The organism is Paenibacillus sp. YAF4_2 (assembly GCF_052113225.1).
Taxonomy (GTDB): domain Bacteria; phylum Bacillota; class Bacilli; order Paenibacillales; family Paenibacillaceae; genus Pristimantibacillus.
Map to the genome: position 1 here is coordinate 217,443 of NZ_JBFRCT010000008.1, position 20,530 is coordinate 237,972.

The window sequence follows — 20,530 nt, forward strand, 5'->3', positions numbered from 1 at the left end:
TGTTCAAATGATGGAGGAGAGACCCAGCATTATTCTAATTACCGGAATAATGGCAAGCGGCAAATCGACAGTCGCCCAGCTGCTTTCTGAACGTTTTGAGAAATCGGTACATTTACGTGGGGACATTTTTCGAAGAATGATTGTGAATAATCGAAAAGAGGTTCATCCAGAGGCCGGAAATGATGAATTGGATCAATTAAGATTACGATATAAGCTTGCGGCACAATCCGCAGAGTTGTATCTTCAAGCAGGATTTACAGTTGTAGTTCAAGATGTTGTCGTGGGACCTGTATTGAATGATTTTATATCTTATATTAAAAGTCGCCCTTTTTATGTAGTTGTGCTTTGTCCACAATCGGATGTTGTGAAAATAAGGGAAGCCGCTCGATCGAAGAAAGGTTACGGTGCTTGGACCGTTGAAGGATTGGATCAAATCCTACGAAATGAAACGCCTCGTATCGGACTATGGTTGGATTCATCTGAGTTGTCCCCTGAAGAAACCGTTAATCAAATTATCACTAGATTGCAGAATGAGGCTAAGGTACAAACATAAATGCCTTAGCACGTTATGCAGATCGTACTTCTGAGATCAAACAGTGGCTCGTTGATGAGAGTAAATGAGAGAATTTTTAGGAGTATATGGGTTCCAACATATGGTAGAGTTAGGGAGGTGCTAGGTTGTAAATTATGGAAATAAAATGATCTAGGAGGCGGAAAGGATGAAAATAACGATCAAACGAAACACAGCAGTACTTTTATCATTCCTATTATTACTACTATCCATGCAATTAGGAGAGAAGAAGGCGTTTGCTGATTCTCCTATTACATCGACTCCCTTTTATCAAGCTTATCTCGATATTGATATTGTAGCCGCAGCACACCGTTCAGGATATAGCAAAGAGATTGCCGAGTTTTTAGCAGCAGAGAAAAATCCGCTTGATCAAAAGGCCGCAGTCATGAATGCGATCTATTCTAGCTACAGCCAATGGGATGACCGCGATATTTTGAATCAATACGCAAAAGATGTTTATGGTAAGGAAGCAAACTCACTTAATTTTAATCTGCTTCGTGGAGATGAAATATTTGTCCTCGGGTATCTGAAGGTGCTCGATCATTACATGAATCCGGATACGAATTGGATTGGACAAGCTAGTGAAGCTTTGCCGAACAGTATGACTGTAGCTCTGGTTAACTCACTTGCAAGATCGCAGGGGTCGTCTGAAGCTATGGGGCTTAGCTATTGTTATATGGAGAAGGTACTTGCTGATAAAAGCCTGGTCCAAGATATTCGGCAAGAGGCCATTGATATTATTACCGATTATATCGCTCTCTACAAAAAAGATGTAGGATGTCGCGACGAAGTAACAGAACTAATGAATAACTCGATCGGACTGATTATCAATAAACCACAGGTATTAGTCTTTGGTCAGCAGCAAACGGTTGACTCATCAAATGCTAAAGTCGCACCTTATGTCAAAAACGGAACGACGTATGTTCCGTTGGTCTTTATCTCTCATGCTTTAGGGGCTACCGTTAATTATGACAAGAAGCAGGAAAAAATTACAATTGAACATGCATATTTGGAAAGTATGCCGTCTCATCATCTAGTATTTAAACTAAAAGATTCGGTGAACAAGTTTGAAATTCGAAATGACCGCGCATTTGTACCACTTCGTACAATTGCCGAAGCATTACATTTGCAGGTTTACTATAGCAAAGGCCTTATCATCCTTTCGAAGGGGATTGTCCTTCACCCTCAACTCGCCCATGATCAACAGTTAGCTAATGAGATTAGAGCCCAAATCGAACACCCTCAATATTGATATCATGCTTTTCTATCCTCTCAAATTATTGCTGGGGAAATAATAATAAATTAATAATAATTAAAACCACCAATTCAATGGTGGTTTTTTTACTTTGCCGCCCCCCCTTAGCAGAAGGGAGAAAGTGTGAAAACGGAGCAAGTGAATGTTCTGTAGAAGCGGAGCGTTCGCTTTTGCCGACCGGATTGTACCCGCTCAGCGGGCTAACCAATTCCAAACAATCCGGCGGCAATGGCGATCGAAAAAACATTCACTTGCGCAGTTGCCCTTCACTTTCTCCATCTGAACATTTTAAACATTTCTGCTAACAAAACCCCATTGAACCTGTAAAATAAAAGCAACTACAATAGATGCACCATAGAAAGGATGGGCGCCCTGATGTTTACACGGATCCGCATGAAAATATTTCTTGCCATGATTTTGACGACCGCGCTTCCTTTATCCGTTACGTCAGGTATTATCCTGTATCAAGTGTCACAGGACATTCAGAAGGATATAGATTTCGCCCGCAGCCGTGTTGATCAGGATCTCAAAGGGCGAATTGAGGAATTTACGCATTCACTTGATGAAACCGCTTACCAGATTTATTCGAACCCGGATTTAATAGAGAGCATAGCGCTCAAGAAGGAGTTTCTGACCGATAGCCGCACTTATGATACGGTACGTGATATTCATGAGTTTTTCCTATCTGTCTATAATCAATCTCGCGTGAAGGACATACAAGGCATGTACATTATACGGTCCAATGAGGAAGTGCTTGGCAACTTCTTTCCCAAGCTGTATCCGGATATGGATGCCTCCTATTTCCACTCCCTCTTAATGGAGTCCAAGCGTGCAGGGGATAAGCCTAAGACACTGATCCGTTACAAGAGCCTATATAATGAGCCGATCATTCAATTTTTGTATCCAGTCCGTTACCGTGGTGCTCCAACTGGGCTGCTCGTTATTGACCTAAAGGAGCAGGGATTCCGACAATTAGTAGAATCCTATAACTCATTCTATAAAGGACAGATAGCCATAACCGATCCTACGGGGCTGATGGTCTATCATACCAATTCGGCTGCAGCCGGGAAAAAGGTCGTACCAGAGCCAAAAGCCAGCCGTACGAATGCCATCGACACAGAATTAGGGGGATCAGGCTGGCAGCTTCATTATACATTTGATATTAATCCGAAGCAGATTTTGTACCGGAATGTAGCCATTCTTGTCATTGTTGTTACAAGTCTTCTAGCCATCGCCATATCGCTTTGGCTCAGTTATAACATGACGAAGCCTATCGTTCATATGCATCGCAAAATGGCGAGGATTCAAATCGGTGATTATGATGCGAGGGTAGAAGTCAGGACTAGTGATGAGATCGGTTTTCTGGGCAACCAGTTTAACCGAATGGCTGAGAAAATACAGCAGTTAATTGAACATGATTTGAAGCTGCGATTAATGAATCAGGAATCGCAGATTAAAGCACTGCAAGCACAAATTTCACCACACTTTTTATTTAACACCTTGCAAATGATGGCTGGCATCGCAGAGGTCAACAATGTGCCGGATCTAAAGCTGATCTGCCGGTCACTTAGCAGTATGTATCGTTATAACATGAACATTCAGAATGAATGGGTCCGGATCCGTGATGAAATTATGCATATCCGTAATTATCTTGTCATTATTAACAAACGTTTCCCAGGCAGTATCCGTATACAGATTCAGATTGAGCCAGAGGTCGCCAATATTCAGATTCCGAAGCTAATCCTGCAGCCAATTGTTGAGAACGCGGTCGAGCATGGTCTGATCCCAAGCCTTAAGAACCGGAAGCTGCTCAAGTTGTCGGCACGAATTGATCGGGAAGCAGGCTGCTTGTATCTATATGCGCTGGATAATGGGGTCGGGATGGGCGAAATGGAGCAGCGCGGCATTGCCGAGATTCTTAGCAAGGATCAGCCGCCGGCAGGTGTAGAAGAAAGCTCGATTGGATTGTTTAATGTTCATTCACGTATCCGCATGATCTGTGGAGAAGAGTATGGCATTCGTATACGCAGTAAAAGAACGAAAGGAACCTGTGTCATATTCCGCTTGCCTTGGAAGGAGGCGTCTGCACAATGAAAGTAATCATTGTTGATGACGAAACGGCTATTCATGAGCAGCTTATCAAGATGATCCCATGGGACGAGCTTGGCTGGGAGATCGTTGGGCATGCCTATAACGGAGAAGAGGCACGACAGCTAACGGAGCTGCTTCGTCCAAATTTGATTTTGACCGATATTAGAATGCCGCTTATGGATGGACTTGGCTTTATGGAGTGGCTCAAATCCTCCGGACAGCAAGCGAAAGTGATCGTACTAAGTGGTTATGGCGATTTCGAATATTCGCGCACCGCGTTTAAGCTGGATGCCTATGATTATTTGCTGAAGCCTGTCCAGGAGGCTGAGCTGTTAACCGTACTTGGCAAAGCCGTTGAGCAAATTCAACAAGATTCCAAGAAGCAATCGGATCGTATCAACGAGAAAGCGGTGCTTAATCAAGGGCTTACTTTGATGCAGGATGAATTTTTTACACAGGCAGCGGGTTCTTCCCATTTGGAGGAAAATGAACTGTACGTTCGAGCAGAACAGCTGATGATCGATCTGCCGCAGGGCGGCTATTCGGTTGTCGCCGTCAAATTTATTGCTGCGGAAGAGAATGTCCAAGAGCGGTATAAAGGAGACCGATCCGTCTTTTATTTTGCCGCCAGAAACATTATGCAAGAGACGCTTGGAGGAATTCCTGTATTCCGGTATTTACATAAAACAGCAGAGTTCGTGTTCCTCTATTCACATTCATCGAAGCATGCCGGTGTTTTCCCTCAGCTGCTCTCCAGGCTCCATCACTCTCTGGAAATTTGTTTGCGAACGCACGCCAGAATTGGAGTGAGTTCGACCAAGCAGCGAATTAGTAAATTATCTGCGGCCTATACAGAAGCGGTACAAGCGTTGGAGTCGCTACATTTCGGTAACGAAGAGGATATTGCCTATTATGGTAAGCAGGCTAACGCAAAAATAACGGACAACGGTTCAGCAAGCGGCAACTGGAAAGAAATTGGCCTGCTGCTCGATATGCTTCTGGGGACGGGGGCCATCCGGGATGGCGAGGTTCTGCTTGCCAAGCTGGAGGAAGCTTTTTGCGAGCAGTCAGTGTCTGTCATGAGTGGTGCAGAGTGGAAAAAGGCATCATCGGAGCTATTGGATAAACTGGAGAGCCATATGAACGATGAAGATTCGATCATGTTAATGAACGAAGCTAGAGCGGGCATCAGGGAGCTCCGCACTGGACAGGTGAAAGAGTCACTGCGCAGGCTCATTGAGAGCAGGCTGCAGTCGGCTGCTGGTGAGACGAAGACGAAGAATGGCAAGCAGCTGATTGAAGTCGTGAAGAAATACATCGATATCCATTACAAATCGATCTCGTTAGAGGAGGTCTCAGCCAGGTTCTATTTGAATAAAAACTACTTCTGTTCCCTCTTCAAAAGTGTTTCAGGTGAAAGCTTTGTTGAGTATGTAACGGCGCTCCGCATGGAGCATGCAAAACGGCTTCTGATGACAAGTGAGCTAAAAGCCTATGAAGTGGCTGAGATGGTTGGTTATTCGGATCAGCGTTATTTCAGTCAGGTGTTCCGTAAAGCGACAGGAATGAAACCAACCGAATATCGGCAGTCTCAATCTTAATATTTTCAACATGTTCATGAATTCCGCGGCATACCGACGGGTCAACAAGCGCCTTAGAATAAAGATGTAAGCAAAACAAATTCCGTCATATGGAGAGGGGTTCAACATGTTAGCCAAAAAGAGAGTTTTCGCAATGGCCGCTATTATGATTTTATCTTCAGCTCTTGCAGCCTGTGGCAACAATAGTAATAATGAGCCTGCAGAATCTGCTGCTGCTGGAGCAGCAAGCGAGGCGCCAAAGACTGAGAATACGGAAGCAGCAAAAGATCCCGTAACGCTAGATTTCTGGGCTGCTCTTGACCCAAGCACAGATGAAGGGAAATCGATTCAAGCGAAAGTAAAGGAATTCGACGATGCGCATGAGGACATTAACGTAAATCTTCAAGTCATCACGTACGATATCATGCATGACAAGCTGGTAGCTGCGATTAACGCGGGTGATGCTCCGGATCTTAGCTGGGGTCTTAGCGAGTGGTTTGGCGAGTTCAACAAGATGGATGCGCTTCAAGACTTAACTCCTTATGTAGACAAATGGTCAGACAAAGCCAACATTTATCCGAATGTGCTGGAAGCTTTGACGGTTGACGGCAAAGTAAAAGCGCTCCCGAACTACCTTGGTATCCGCGCTCTGCTGTACCATGAGGATATATTGAAAGCAGCAGGTGTCACCGCTCCGCCAAAAACGTGGGATGAGATGCTGGCAATGGCACCAACGATTAAGGAGAAAACAGGCAAGGAAGCATTTGGTATCGCAGGAGCTGGCGTTCGTTCTCCGCAGGAATTGATTATGTACCTGGCGCAAAACGGCTTAACCGTTGCCGACAAACAAGCGGACGGCAAATACAAGAATACATGGCAGGATAACCCGGATCAATTGGCTAAAGCTGCTGAAGTGTTCAAATTCTATCAAGATATGCTCGCGCAAAAAGCGATTAAAGCAGATGCAAAAACATGGGGCTGGGAAGAGGAAGACCAGAACTTTGTGCTTGGTCAATATGCGATGGTTGTTAACGGTCCATGGATCGAAGGACGCAGCAGTGAAAATCCGGATGGCATGAAAGACGTAAAAGTCGCAGCTCCGGTATACAAAGCACAGCCGGCTACTTTCATGGAAATTGCACCACTGTATGTGTATAAATCTGATGCGCCGGATCAAGCATGGGAATTCGCCTCTTATCTGATGGGCTCGGATTACCAGCAAGCGGTTAACCCTGGTAAAAATCCGCGCAGCGACCTTGTCAGTGACAGCGGCTGGGGCAAAGATTTTATGGCTCTGGCATCCCAAGGCGTTGTATTCCCTGCCGTATCTCTTGGCGGAATTACAAAAGCAATGGAAGATTCGCTTGCCCGCACGACTCTTAAGAACGATAAGCCGGAAGATGTAGCGGTGTGGCTCTCGCAGGCTATTAATGAAAGCCTGAAGAAAACCGGCGAGTTAAGCGGCAACTAATTACAATTCAATTGGAATGGAACTGGCAGGCATAGGCCGGGAACGCGGCGGAGTGGGGAGCTCTGTGGCCTATGCTTGCTTTTTTTTACCCAAAAAGCCTTATATCCTGAATAAATGTGGTGGATGAGATGAAACCGATCGAACTGGAACGTCCAGTGAAACGAGCAGCCAAAGCTGCGATGACGATGAGAGAGAAAAGAATAAAACGGCTCGCTTATCTGTTTGTCCTGCCGGCGCTGCTATTTTTCCTGCTCCTCAATGCTTATCCGTTGATTAACGTCCTAGTGGACAGCTTTCAGTTCAAGAACCTGATGAACAAAGCATTAAGCGGATTCGCGGGGTTAGCTAATTATAAAGAAGTGATTCATAACGAATATTTCAAGACGGCGCTATGGAATACGGTCGTTTGGACGGTTCTGTCTGTGGCTGGAGAATACGTACTTGGATTAATATCAGCTCTTGCTTTGAACCAACCGATTAAAGGAAGAACGTTGTTCCGTGCGATCATCATCGTTCCGTGGGTGGTCCCCATTGTTATTGCAGGTATGACCTGGACGTGGATGCTGACGCCGGATTACGGCATTATTAACTTGTGGCTCGTTAAGCTTGGGCTGCTCAAAGAGCCTTATTATTGGCTGGGCGAACTAAACACAGCGTTGATCACTGTGGTGTTCGTTAATGTCTGGAGAAGCTTTCCTTTCTATACGATCAGCTTATTGGCTGGTTTGCAGTCGGTATCTCGGGATATCGTGGAAGCGGCTGCCATTGATGGTGCCGGGATTAGACGCCGCTTCTGGCATATTATCCTACCGCAGCTCAAGACGGTATCGTTGACGATCATTTTCATCCATGTCATCTGGACAGCAATTAATTTCGATTTTATTTGGGTCATGACCGAAGGCGGTCCGCTGTATTCGTCAGAGACGCTGCCCATTATGATTTACCGTTACGCTATGCAGGAATATAACTTCGGCAATGCCTCCGCGCTTGCTTCTATGATGCTTGGCTTCATGATCAGCGGATTTATTCTATATTATTTCTTCAGTGTCAGAAAAAAAGGAGGGTAATAGAGTGCTTATAAGTCGAGGCAAGCAAAGAATTCTCATGTTGTTAACCTATGCTGTTCTGATCGGATTTGCAGTCTACTGCCTCTTCCCATTTTTGTGGATGCTGGCGACGTCACTCAAGCCGGATGAGGAAATCCGGACCGTGAATCCTACCTTCTGGATCAGTAAGCCAACTTGGGAGCATTTCGATAATGTTCTTCATGGCTCAGCATTTATGACTTTCTTTAAAAATAGTGTGTTCGTAGCCGTCGTAACAACTGCAGCCTCGCTGCTTATCTCGATCTTTGCCGGGTATGCGTTAAGCCGATTTGTCCGGTTCCGTGGAGTAAAGGTGTTCAGCATCGCGATGCTGCTGTCGCAAATGATTCCTGGTGTGCTCCTGCTTATTCCGTTATATCTGTTGATGAAGAACATGTCTCTCATTAACACGTATATGTCGTTAATTCTGGCCTATACGACGTTCACCGTACCGCTATGTACGTTTATGATGAAAAGCTTTTTCGACACCATCCCTTATGAGATGGAAGAGTCGGCTGAGATCGACGGCTGCTCCCGTGTGGGGATCATTTTCCGCATCTTAATGCCGGTATCACTGCCAAGTCTTGTTGCTACCTCGCTGTTTGCATTCCTGAATGCGTGGAACGAGTTCATGTTTGGCTTCGTGTTCATTAACGATGAGGCGCATCGGACGTTAACACCGGGAATCAGCCTGTTTAAAGGGTTGTACCAGACCGATTGGGGCAGTATGATGGCCTCCTCGGTTATGAGCGTGCTGCCGGTTGTGCTCATCTTCGTATTCCTGCAGAAATTCCTGGTTGAAGGCATGACGGCTGGGGCGGTAAAGGGGTAAGTGGATAATTAGTGCTAGAGGGCCATCTTTCGTGATGGTCCTTTTCATTTGTACATAGAAGCTCGTATATTTAAAACAAGGAGGCGAGCTCTATATGAAAAATACGGCTGATAGAATACAGGGTTTTTATCAGAAACATTACAAGCTTTGCTACATACAATCCTTTAATCTGGTACGTTGTGAGAATGAGATGGGGATTTTGACAGATAACTTAATCATAACGCTTAGTTCCCTTCCGCTAGTGGAAGAGGGGCAAAAAGTAATCATTACTTTTGAGGATGTTAAAGATCTAAAAATAAGCAGCTTCCAGGGAGTATTCCGCGTAGAAATAAACATTGTGGATATTTCAGAGGAACAACTTGAGGATATAAGCTTTAGGGTAAAAGAAGAAGAGCATGATACCTTCGCATTTGTGTGTAGAGCTTTTGATTGGGTAAGAACGTATTAGAAAATCTATAAGGCACCGGTTGCGTAGGGATAACTCTACCAACTGGTGTTTTTTTCGAGAACGAAACTAATCACATCCTTCTATCGGCTAACAACTAGAATTAAATCCTTATAATGGAATCTATTGATCTTAGAGGTGAGTCATTATTAAGCTGCAGAAACGAACGATAACCAGGTTAGCTATCATTATTTTAGTTGCAATGTGGATCATTAACTTCTTGTCCCCGGAAACAGAGCTTTAATAGTGGCATTCTCTTTTTTACAAGAAATCTCGCGATATTACGATTGTGCGTTGGGCTGCAGTGTCATTAGAATGAATGGAACAACAGATTAGGAGAGTGGTTCCACTTGGCAAAAGCTGCCGTACATAGCATAGCTGTATATCCCATTCCGAAAGCGTTGCCTAGAAATTTTGATTTCACTGTACAACTTCGCACACCTGATGGAGAGTGGATTGAATTAGAAGTATTACTTGTAAAAGTGGATATGCATGATGTCAGGGAAGCATCACTGGTTAAATTTGATTTCAGTGGTGAAGTTGAGGTGAAGATTTGCTGTAACCGGGAACCGGTGAAAGAAGCTATTATTCGTCCTCTCTCAAAAGGCATATCTGCAGAAGTGGTTGATCAACAAACGATCCAGTTCATCTTAACAAAGCCCGAAAAGCTCTCCATTGAGATCAACGGTGATCGGTTCCATAACCTGCACCTCATTGCGAAAGAGCTTGAAGAGGATAGGCCTGATCCGACCGATCCTGGTGTTGCATTCCTCGACCCCCGAATTCATCGTATGGAAGACTTGCAAGAGAAGCTAATGTCTGACCGCTATCATACGTTACATTTCAAACCTGGTATGCATCATATTGAGCAGGTCATCATTAACCTTCCTTCCAACAAGAAGATATACATTGAGGGCGGAGCTTTTATAGCCGGGTCTTTTGTCTGCGATAAGGTGGAGAATGTGCAAATCTCAGGTCGAGGCATGATCTATTTGGGGGAGTTTGGACGCTTTTCTGCATTCCGCGGAGTTCGGGTGATGTACGCTCAGTATATCGATATTTCTGGAATCTCGGTCATCGATCCGCCTCATTACAGCGTTTATCTTGGGCAATCCCATCATATCCGAATTTCCAATTTCGAATCATTCAGCACACGAGGCTGGTCAGATGGTATCGATATGATGTCGTGCTGCGACGTTGAGATCGATGATGTGTTTATGCGGAATTCGGATGACTGTATCGCTATCTATGGACACCGCTGGGGGTACTATGGTGACACTCGGAATATTACGGTGAAAAATTCAACTCTATGGGCTGATGTAGCCCATCCGACAATGATCGGAACACATGGAGATTATGATGCAGATGGTACTCTAATTGAGAATATCTTGTTCGAAAATCTCGACATTCTTGAGCACCATGAGCCTCAGGATAATTATCAGGGCTGCTTGACCATCAACGCCGGGGACAAAAATACAGTACGCAACGTAAATTACCGTAACATCCGGATCGAACCGTTTGAGCTAGGACGGATCATCGATATCCGTGTCATCTGGAATCCTGACTACAATCCATTCCCTGGTAATCGAATCGAGCATATCACGTTCGATGGTATCTATTACAATGGCAGCGACAATGCGATTTCACGCCTCAGCGGTTTTGATGCAGAACGATCCATCGACGGTGTTACAATCGAGAATTTCTATATCAACAATCACAAAATCACCGATTCCGCCTCCGGCAATTTCGAGCTGGGAGAGCATGTGAATCGGCTTACATTTCTTTAATATGAGGGCTGTCTTACAAGTTATTAATTTTAGCTTGTAGGGTGGCTCTCTTTTTTTAGCTTCAAAAAGGAAATGTGTCTCCTGGAGTAAAGGTTATGCTTTCGAAGTAGCTTTCTTTCAGAAAGCTTGTAAGCGCCCGCCTTTGCTGGTACTTTTCAACCTAAAATTTAATTCAGGAAAAGTGCGAGCAACAGCGGCCTGAAGGAGACACATTCCTCCTATGAGCGGCTAACAAAGATTACGCAATTTACAGCGAAAATTACAAGGAATCTTGTAAAAGTGTGATATTTTCATTTTTTTGATGCGCTTACAATTAGTTTAGCAAGAGGAAATGTTAACGACAGAGAGTAGGAGAATGGGCATGGATAAAGACATGATTCAGCAGTGGATTGACAGCACATGGGACAAAATCGAGCTTAAGATGTCTGCGCAATGTGACCGGATCGGTGACCGAATCCCTTATGTACCGGAAGGCGGTGTATACCGCGAGGATATGGGAGAGAGTGACGTATTCTGGTGGACAAACGGATTCTGGCCGGGCATGCTATGGCACATGTATCAAGCAACGAAGGAAGACAAATATAAAGCTGCAGCTGAAGGTGTGGAACGCAGACTGGATGCGGCGTTTGACGGATATGACGGATTACATCATGATGTTGGGTTTATGTGGCTGCATTCCGCAGTAGCGAACTATCGCTTTACTGGAAATGAAAGAGCCAAGACAAGAGGTATGCACGCGGCCAATTTGCTTGCGGGACGTTACAATCCGAGGGGCAAATTCATCAGAGCCTGGAATGATGACTGCACAGGCTGGATCATTATCGACAGCATGATGAACATTCCGCTCCTGTATTGGGCGAGTCAGGAATCAGCCGACCCAAGGTTCCAATATATCGCAGCCGATCACGCGGATACAGTGCTCCGGCACGCAATACGGGAAGACGGCTCTAGCAATCATATTGCGATTCTCAATCCAGAGAATGGCGAGCTGCTCGAAACGCCAGGTGGTCAAGGTTTTGCAAGCGGTTCCTCTTGGTCGAGAGGTCAGGCATGGGCATTATACGGTTTTGCATTAAGCTACCGTTACACGAAGGATGAACGTTATCTAAACGCAGCTAAACGCATCGCTCACTACTTCATTGCTAATGTATCTACCACAGGATTTGTTCCTGTCGTTGATTTCCGCTCTCCGAAGGAGCCCGTGAAATGGGATACAACAGCCGGCGTATGCGCGGCATGCGGACTTCTCGAAATTGCCGATGCGCTGCCGGAGCTCGAGCAGGCGTTATACCGGCAGGCAGCGATCAACATATTACGAGCGACCGATGAACGCTTTTGCAATTGGAACGTTAACGAAGATTCTATTGTGAACGGCGGAACAGCAGCTTATCACGGACAGAGACATGCTGAGGTTCCTATCATTTATGGCGATTATTTCTTTATAGAAGCCTTGATGAGATTGACCAACAAGCATGTGCACATCTGGTAGTCAACAGATAAACATCAGATGAGAGCGGATAGGAAAGGAGCAAGTTAGGATGGAAAAAGCACATGCTGTCACTTTTGAAAGCGCCAACACACCAGCGAAGCAATCCAAATTACGACACACCTGGAGAGAGTATAAAAAGAGCAGATATCTTCTCCTGATGCTGCTGCCGGTCCTGGTCTGGTATGCGATTTTCTGCTACGGACCGATGTACGGCATATTGATTGCTTTTAAAGATTTTAGTCCGGTTCTGGGAACTTGGGACAGCCCTTGGAACAACTTTGCCTACTTTGATTACTTGTTTAACCAGTCGCCGGAGTTTCCGAGAATCTTAAAAAATACGGTCATCATCAGCGGCCTGAATATCCTATTCGGATTTCCAGCACCGATCATTTTAGCCCTTTTGCTTAATGAGCTGCGAATCACCTGGTTTAAGAAAATTGCGCAGTCGATCTCGTACCTGCCGCATTTCTTCTCGTGGGTTGTTCTATCAGGTATCGTCTTCCTGATGCTTTCGCCTTCAACTGGTCCAGTTAACTATGTTCTTGGATGGTTTGGTATTGATCCGATCTACTTCCTTGGGGATACGAGGTATTTCCGATTTAGTCTAGTTGTGACCAACATCTGGAAAGAGGTAGGCTGGGGAACAATCGTATACCTCGCGGCGTTGTCGAGTATAGATCAGACCTTGTACGAAGCTGCTCGTATGGATGGGGCGAACCGCTGGAAGCAAACGTGGCATGTCACTCTTCCATCGATGCTGCCGATTATATCCATTATGTTTATTCTCTCGCTTGGCGGCATTCTGAACGCTGGCTTTGATCAAATTTACAACCTGTACAGTCCAGCTGTATTTGAGGTTGGGGACGTCATAGACACCTATGTTTACAGGCAAGGGATCGTGAACTTCCAAATGGGATTAACGACAGCAGTTGGCTTATTCAAAAATGTAGTTGGGATAACACTGGTCCTTGGCACGAACTATATTGTGAAAAAAATGGGTCAGGAAGGCGTTCTGTAAGGAGGGGAGTAAGGCATGATGAAAATGACAAGCGGTGAAAAGATTTTCCAAACAATTCTTCTCGTGTTTATATTGATGCTTTGTGCAATAGCGATCTATCCATTCATCCATATTGCATCCATATCCTTCAGTGCTCCTAAAGAAGCTGGCCGCTTTGGGTTCCATTGGTTCCCAAGAGACATTGACCTCTTCTCCTGGAAGCAGCTTCTAACGCAAAAGAAGATTTGGATTGGGATGCGTAACACAACACTTCGTACGGTCATTGGTACTGTGCTCAGCCTCATTGCAATGGCTCTGGCGGCTTATCCGCTGTCACGCAAGCATCTGCCGCATCGCAGCTTTTATACGATGATCATTGTATTTACGATGTTTTTCAGCGGCGGATTAATTCCAACTTACTTGCTGATCAGAGATCTGCACCTGCTTAACAACTTCTGGGTGTACATTCTGCCGGGATTAATTCCAACGTTCTCGATGCTCATTATGCGCAATTTCTTTATGACGATTCCGGTAGAAGTAGAGGAGTCGGCCAAAATCGACGGTGCTAACGATATGCGGATTTTATGGAGCATTATTCTTCCACTCTCGAAGCCGGTTCTAGCGACATTAGGATTATGGGCAGCCGTTGCGAACTGGAATGCTTGGTTTGATGCCATTATCTACGTCACTGACACAGATCTGAAGACCATTCAGTTCTTCCTTAGAGAAGTTGTCGTGACAAGCGCGGATGCCGAAATATTCGGCAGGGTTACGGGGGCGGCGAATCTTCAGTATGAGACATCAATCAAAGCGGCCACCGTCATCTTCGCTGTTGTGCCTATTCTAATCGTGTATCCGTTCCTGCAAAAGTATTTCGTAAAAGGGACGATGGTAGGTTCTCTGAAAGGTTAATAAGGTGTGGTTTATCCGGATCTCTTACTCCGTTTAAATAATAGACTATTACATGATAAAGGGGAGCAATAAAAATGAAGCATGGCAAAAAAGTGGTATTAGCGTCCGTATTGGCACTATCCCTTATGGCAGGCTGCAGCAGCAACTCGAACAATACACCAAGCAACACGGGCACTAATGCATCCCAGACGAATGATGCTAAAGCTACGGATACAGCGAATGAAAAACCTATTGAGATCTCCATCGGTTCGACATGGAATCTGCCATCGGCAGACGGCAATGCAACTCAGAAATATCTTGAAGAGAAATATAATGTGAAATTCATCAACATGAATCTTACGGATGAGAGCTTTAAGCTGAAGCTCGCTTCCAACGAGATTCCGGATATTTTCCCAGGTACGCTTCAAGAAGCAGATATGGCCAACTACGCAAGACAAGGGATTATCGCAACAATCTCTACGGATGAGATCAAGCAATATATGCCAAAATATTCGGCCGATATCGATGCAATTGACACCGCCGCATGGGGAATTGCACTTGTTGACGGTAAAAACTACGGCGTACCAAGAATTTGGCTGAATGGCCGATATGGATTTATACCTACTTTTAATGGAGCTTGGCTGAATAAAATTGGCTATACAGAAGCACCGAAGACATTAGAAGAGTACGAGGATGTGCTGACGAAATTCCGCAATGACGATCCGGACGGCAATGGCAAGAAGGATACGTATGGCATGACAGGCCGCGGTAAAGCGGCAAGAAATCAGCTGTTTAATGAAGTATTCGCTTCGTACGGGGTTAACCCTTATCAATTCATGCTGGCAGCGGACGGCACAGTCACTTGGGGAGGTATTACAGACCAAGCCAAGGAAGCAGCTAAGAAAATTAATCAATGGTATAACGCTGATCTGATCGATCCGGAATTCCTTACAGACGATAATGATCAAATTACTACGAAATGGAACAGCCAGAAAATTGGTATAAAAGATACCTTCATGTACCATCATCTATTTGGCATGCTGGAGCAGGACAAAGCGAACGGCTTCCCGGTAGTATATGGAAAAGGTCTGATGGGTCCGGCAGGCAAAACATATGTCATGTCGAACGGTCCTCTGCAAACCCCGCTTATGTTTGGCAAGCAGCTCGAGAAGGATGACAAGAAACGGATTAAAATTCTGCAAATGCTCGAAGATCTTGCTACAAACGATGAAGTGTATCTCAAAACGACTTATGGTGAAGAAGGCGTCTCGTACGATATGGTAGACGGCGTTCCTGTATGGAAGAAAGAATATTTGGATACTCCGCAGCTTCAGAATGACCTGGGTACAGGTGGTTTTTATAATCCATTCGTAGATCGTTCACTCTCCAATGCGAAGTTCCAAATGCCTGCCGACAAACAAGCATTCTCGGATAAGCTGAATACCGGCAATGAGATCATTTCCGATCTTCTTGGACCAACACCTTTGGAATCGAAAACGCAATATTTGGCTAATTTGAATACACTCGAGGATTCATTCTATTCCAAAGTGATGGTAACGAAAGGCGACGTGGACAAGGAGTTTGAATCCTTTAAAGCGGAATGGCTGAAAGCCGGCGGTCAGCAAATGCTGGATGAGGCAACCAAAGTTTATCAAGAGCGTCAAGCGGCGTTAAAATAATAGGCCAAAGGAAGGCTTCTGGACGATCAGAAGTCTTCCTTTTTGCAGCTTAACAGCCATTCAAATTTCACAAAAGATAGAGGGTAGATGATGTGGCGGATAACTATGCAGGCTATTTGTTTGCCTATTTCAAAGGCAATGAGACAGCAGATGAAGAGCAGGTATACTTTGCCCTGAGTAAAGGGAATGATCCACTGCATTGGCTGGAGCTAAATGGCGGACGTCCTGTTCTGACCTCCAGATTAGGAGAAGGCGGGGTAAGGGATCCGTATCTGGCAAGGTCACCGCAAGGGGATAGATTTTATCTTGTGGCAACAGATCTAAGTATTTATAGAAATCCGGGCTGGAACCGCGCGGTGACCTCAGGCAGCAAATCTATTATGGTGTGGAATTCCTATGATCTTATCCATTGGTCAGATCAGCGAATGGTCGAGGTTGCTCCGAGTGATGCAGGCTGTACTTGGGCACCGGAGATCTTCTATGATGCGAGGCATCAGCACTTTAAAGTATTCTGGGCTTCTATGGCAGACAGCTTCCCTGGCCGTTATCATCGGATGATGTATGTAACAACAAAAGATTTTGTGCAATTCAGTAAGCCGAAGGTATATATGGATTATGGCTACTCCGTTCTTGATGCGACGGTAATTGAACATCATGGGCACATTTATCGGTTTACCAAAGGGAAGAACATTATCCAGGAAGTAGGACAATACTTCGAGCATGAGTCTTATACGATGATTCATCATCAGGTAGAGCTGGATTTTATGGTTCGAGGGGAAGGGCCTATCATTTTCAAATCCAATGTGGAGGAGAAATGGTATCTGTTTATCGATGAATTTGGATTCAGAGGGTATATTCCGCTTGTTACTTCTGATCTGTCATCCGGTACCTGGCAGATGCCCGCTCATTATACCTTACCTGATCGACCGCGTCATGGCTCTGTTATCCCGGTTACGGCACTGGAATATGAGAGACTACTGCAGGTTTATGGATAGATGTGAGAATCTATCCTTTCTATTTAAATTTGCGACAAGATCATATAAACTTTAAGAAGTTGCAAGCGTTATCATCATGGTAGAAAAGGGGTGGGATGACTCATGCGGATGCTAATTGCAGATGACGATGATTACACCCGGGAAGGCTTAAGCGAGTCGATCGACTTCGAGAAATTTGGCATACAGGAAGTGTTCCTCGCATGCGACGGGGCTGAGGCATTAAAGCTGGCTGCACTCAAGAAGCCGGATATTGTCCTGACTGACGTCCGTATGCCGAAGCTAAATGGAATCGAATTTGCTGAGAAGCTTGCCGAGACATCTCCGGGATGCCAATTATTATTTATGAGCGGCTACATGGATGTGGAATATTTGAAGAGCGCCATTAAGCTGTCCGCTGTTGAATATATAGAGAAGCCGCTGAAGCTGGCGGAAGTAGAACAAGCTATTCTCAAATCCGTTCTTAGCATTCAGAGTAAACAGAAGCAAACGGCGGTTCTGAATCAGAAAAATGAGCTGGAGCGGCAGCGGTTGGTCGGCTTATTACGGGACACCGGGGCTCATCAGGACACCATTAAGGAGCTATGCCAGGAAACAGGTTTTCCTCTTGGCAAACATTACGTGGGGATGATTATGTTTAGCAGGAATGAGGATGAAAACAGCCGTGCTGATCTGGACCTCATTAACCGCTACTGGAGCAGTAACGGGGTAATGGCGATCGGAGAGCAGCTTGACCGATACCGCTGCTTTGTTATCGCCGCTTATGACAGACAGGATTATAAGCGGGTTAATTACTTAGCAGACTTGTTTGTCCGGAAAAATGAGACATACAGCATCGGGATGGGAGTGGCTGCTAACCGGCTGGAAGAGCTTCCGGAGAGCTATCGCTTGGCTTGTATTGCAGCGGAGCGATCCTTCTATTATCCGGAGATCCGTTTCTACTCGCAGCAAGAAGAGAGAGAACAGAGCAAAGCCTTCTTCACGAATCTGCTCCCCGAATTTTATAAGCGTAAAGAAGAACATCCCGATCAGCTTCTGTTATGGGTGGAAACCTCATGCAGCATGCTGAAAGATAATGAATATACAGACCGTGCACGAATTATTGCTTTGTTCGAGACCGCTGCATTAGCCTTGGTTGGCGGAAATCAGAAGCTGCTTATTCAACTGGAAAATGATTATGGCATTCGGAATGTGGAGCAAAGTCTGCGTGAATGCAGGACACTTGATAGTTTGGAAATGATGATGCGAATCATCTGTACGACCTATATGGAAGAGGTTCAGGAGACTTCTCCTTATTCCCGTCTCGTGCAGGATGTGATTGGGTATATTGCAGCTCATTACCGGAATCCAGATCTTGATTTGCGGACCATCGCCGACCAAATGCATCTGTCGACGGCTCATCTTGGGATGCTGTTCAAGCAAGAGACAGGTACATCCATCAAACAGTATATTAGCGATTACCGAATAGGTCTGGCAAAGAAGCTTGTCATGAGCGAGCATTATAAAATGAATACGATTGCCGAGCTGTGCGGCTACGCCAGTGCGAGTTATTTCGCCAAGGTGTTTAAGGCTTCTACCGATTTGTCGCCACTTGAATATAGAAAGAAGACCTGATCAGGATGAACCTTATCCATACCGTCAATGATATGCCTTTGCGCAAGAAGATCATTATTTTATTCGCTTTAATCGGTATTGTACCGCTCATTATTACCTTCTTTATTTCCTACGGAGAAATTCGCAAGCTTGTTGTGAACGGACAGAACTATGCGGAGAATCAGAGCTATGAGCAGACGCTGGCCACCTTAAACCGCAAGCTGGAGCATATTGAGGAATTATCCTCGATGCTGACCGTCAACAAAGATATGGAAACGATCCTGTCCAAAGGTGCTGCACGTATGAGTGTGGCCGATCAGATTGAGGTTTACGGCAATATCGTGGATTATACACAGATCATGGTGTCAAGCTCGGACATCGACAACATCGTTTATTTTGTGGATGACAACTATGCCTTTACAGGTGTAGATACCCTCTTCCGGCGTATGAACAGCATTCGGCAGCAGGACTGGGCGCAAAAGGTAATTGATAATAAAGGCAGCCCTACCTGGACGTTAAATAAAGATATTGATACTCGTACAGGCTTGTCCTATCTGTCGTTGAACAAGCTGCTGTGGAACCCGGAAGACTATACCTCTGCGATTGGCATCGTATCTCTAAATGTGGAATTAAAGCAGATTGAGCAAAGTTTGACCAAATCCAACCCGGAACAACTCGTTTATGTGGAGACCGCAGCTGGTGAGCTTGTCGCAGGCAGCGGGAAGAAGGAGCTTGAGACGATGCGGCTCGAGGGGCCTTTTGACAGCAAGGGCTCCTATGTCAACGTATCACTTGCAAGCGGGTCCTATATGGCAAGAGGTCAGGAGATTGGGAATACCAATCTGTATCTGATGTCTGTCATTTCCCACCGTGCTGCTGCAGAGAGCATCAATCAAATTAAATATCAAATGGTCATGGTTTATTTAATTATTTGTCTTGTTCTGCTCTTATTTATTTTTCCAGTTGCCAAGTCCATTACACGCCGGATTTATCTGCTGATGAACAAAATGAGCCAAGTGAGGCAGGGCCGTCTGAATGAACTGGACATTCGTCCAAGCAAGGATGAAGTTGGCCAGCTAATCTTAAGCTATAACTATATGATTAATAGCGTGCAGGAGCTTATGGTCGAGCAATATAAATTAGGTCAGGAGAAGACGCAGGCGGAGCTGAAGGCGCTCCAATCCCAGATCAATCCCCATTTTCTATACAATACGCTTGATATGCTGAACTGGATGGCGCAGAAGGAAGAACGGGACAATATTCAGCAGATTATTTATGCCTTATCTGATTATTACAAGCTTATTCTGAACAAAGGCCAAGATTTTGTAACCGTTAAGGATGAGCTCAAGCTGAGCACAATCTATATGGAAATCCAGAAGAAACGGTTCAAGAACCGGATTCAGCTTGAAGTGGAAGTGGATGAGCAGGTAATGGACTGTATGCTTCCTAAGATCACTCTTCAGCCGATTGTTGAGAATGCCATCCTTCACGGAATTTCTGAGAAACCGGGCGGAAGAGGGACGATTCGGATAACAGGCCGCATAGACAGTGAACGTCTCATTATACAAATATATGACGACGGTGTTGGCATGCCGGAAGAGGGAAGCAGTAACCAGCGCAGGCATCATGGAAGCGGCTATGGCATCAGTAATATTATGAAGCGGCTGGATTTATATTTTGGTCAGACTGCAGAGCTCACGCTGCAAAGCACGCCAGATGAGGGGACTTGTGTCACGATTGATGTTCCGGTCACTCACCGATAGAGAGATGTT

Annotated in this window: 16 protein-coding genes; all 16 read left to right on the plus strand. The window is 45.2% G+C overall.

Translation table 11 applies throughout. The features are described from left to right. Positions 1-7 precede the first annotated feature (7 nt). The 16 genes from AB4Y93_RS19545 (at position 8) to AB4Y93_RS19620 (ending at position 20,521) form a co-directional block, all read left to right on the plus strand. Positions 8-553, plus strand: coding sequence for an AAA family ATPase (locus AB4Y93_RS19545; protein WP_441894526.1), 546 nt, complete (start codon positions 8-10; stop codon positions 551-553). 166 nt (positions 554-719) lie between these two features. Further along, a complete protein-coding gene (locus AB4Y93_RS19550) occupies positions 720-1,823 on the plus strand; it encodes a copper amine oxidase N-terminal domain-containing protein (RefSeq protein ID WP_441894527.1) in 1,104 nt (367 codons plus the stop codon). 378 nt (positions 1,824-2,201) lie between these two features. Continuing rightward, positions 2,202-3,920, plus strand: coding sequence for a cache domain-containing sensor histidine kinase (locus tag AB4Y93_RS19555; RefSeq protein WP_441894528.1), 1,719 nt, complete (start codon positions 2,202-2,204; stop codon positions 3,918-3,920). Beyond that, the gene (locus AB4Y93_RS19560; protein ID WP_441894529.1) at positions 3,917-5,518 is read left to right on the plus strand and encodes a response regulator; all 1,602 of its coding nucleotides are present in this window, start codon (positions 3,917-3,919) and stop codon (positions 5,516-5,518) included. The genes AB4Y93_RS19555 and AB4Y93_RS19560 overlap by 4 nt, the downstream gene beginning before the upstream one ends. Before the next feature lie 106 nt (positions 5,519-5,624). After that, a complete protein-coding gene (locus tag AB4Y93_RS19565) occupies positions 5,625-6,968 on the plus strand; it encodes an ABC transporter substrate-binding protein (protein ID WP_441894530.1) in 1,344 nt (447 codons plus the stop codon). 128 nt (positions 6,969-7,096) lie between these two features. After that, positions 7,097-8,035 (plus strand): carbohydrate ABC transporter permease, encoded by a 939-nt coding sequence (locus AB4Y93_RS19570; RefSeq protein ID WP_441894531.1) that lies wholly within the window; start codon positions 7,097-7,099, stop codon positions 8,033-8,035. Between the two features lie 4 nt (positions 8,036-8,039). Next, entirely contained in the window at positions 8,040-8,885 is an 846-nt protein-coding gene (locus tag AB4Y93_RS19575; protein WP_441894532.1) for a carbohydrate ABC transporter permease, read from the plus strand. Between the two features lie 94 nt (positions 8,886-8,979). Next, complete coding sequence (locus AB4Y93_RS19580) at positions 8,980-9,333, plus strand: hypothetical protein (RefSeq protein WP_441894533.1); 354 nt, start codon at positions 8,980-8,982, stop codon at positions 9,331-9,333. A 347-nt stretch (positions 9,334-9,680) separates the two neighbouring features. Beyond that, a complete protein-coding gene (locus AB4Y93_RS19585; RefSeq protein ID WP_441894534.1) occupies positions 9,681-11,117 on the plus strand; it encodes a glycosyl hydrolase family 28 protein in 1,437 nt (478 codons plus the stop codon). A gap of 361 nt (positions 11,118-11,478) precedes the next feature. Next, positions 11,479-12,606, plus strand: a complete 1,128-nt coding sequence (locus AB4Y93_RS19590; RefSeq protein WP_441894535.1) for a glycoside hydrolase family 88 protein — start codon at positions 11,479-11,481, stop codon at positions 12,604-12,606. Positions 12,607-12,655: 49 nt separating this feature from the next. Continuing rightward, the gene (locus AB4Y93_RS19595) at positions 12,656-13,624 is read left to right on the plus strand and encodes an ABC transporter permease (protein ID WP_441894536.1); all 969 of its coding nucleotides are present in this window, start codon (positions 12,656-12,658) and stop codon (positions 13,622-13,624) included. Between the two features lie 15 nt (positions 13,625-13,639). Next, on the plus strand, positions 13,640-14,515 hold the full coding sequence (locus AB4Y93_RS19600) for a carbohydrate ABC transporter permease (protein ID WP_441894537.1): 876 nt from the start codon (positions 13,640-13,642) through the stop codon (positions 14,513-14,515). 74 nt (positions 14,516-14,589) lie between these two features. Beyond that, entirely contained in the window at positions 14,590-16,173 is a 1,584-nt protein-coding gene (locus AB4Y93_RS19605; RefSeq protein ID WP_441894538.1) for an extracellular solute-binding protein, read from the plus strand. A 92-nt stretch (positions 16,174-16,265) separates the two neighbouring features. Next, positions 16,266-17,168 carry a glycoside hydrolase family 43 protein gene (locus tag AB4Y93_RS19610; protein WP_441894539.1) on the plus strand — a complete coding sequence of 301 codons (903 nt, stop codon included), beginning with the start codon at positions 16,266-16,268 and terminating at the stop codon, positions 17,166-17,168. Positions 17,169-17,270: 102 nt separating this feature from the next. Continuing rightward, positions 17,271-18,779: a response regulator gene (locus tag AB4Y93_RS19615; protein ID WP_441894540.1), complete on the plus strand. Its 1,509-nt coding sequence runs from the start codon at positions 17,271-17,273 to the stop codon at positions 18,777-18,779. 5 nt (positions 18,780-18,784) lie between these two features. Further along, positions 18,785-20,521: a histidine kinase gene (locus AB4Y93_RS19620; RefSeq protein WP_441894541.1), complete on the plus strand. Its 1,737-nt coding sequence runs from the start codon at positions 18,785-18,787 to the stop codon at positions 20,519-20,521. The last annotated feature ends 9 nt before the right edge of the window (positions 20,522-20,530 follow it).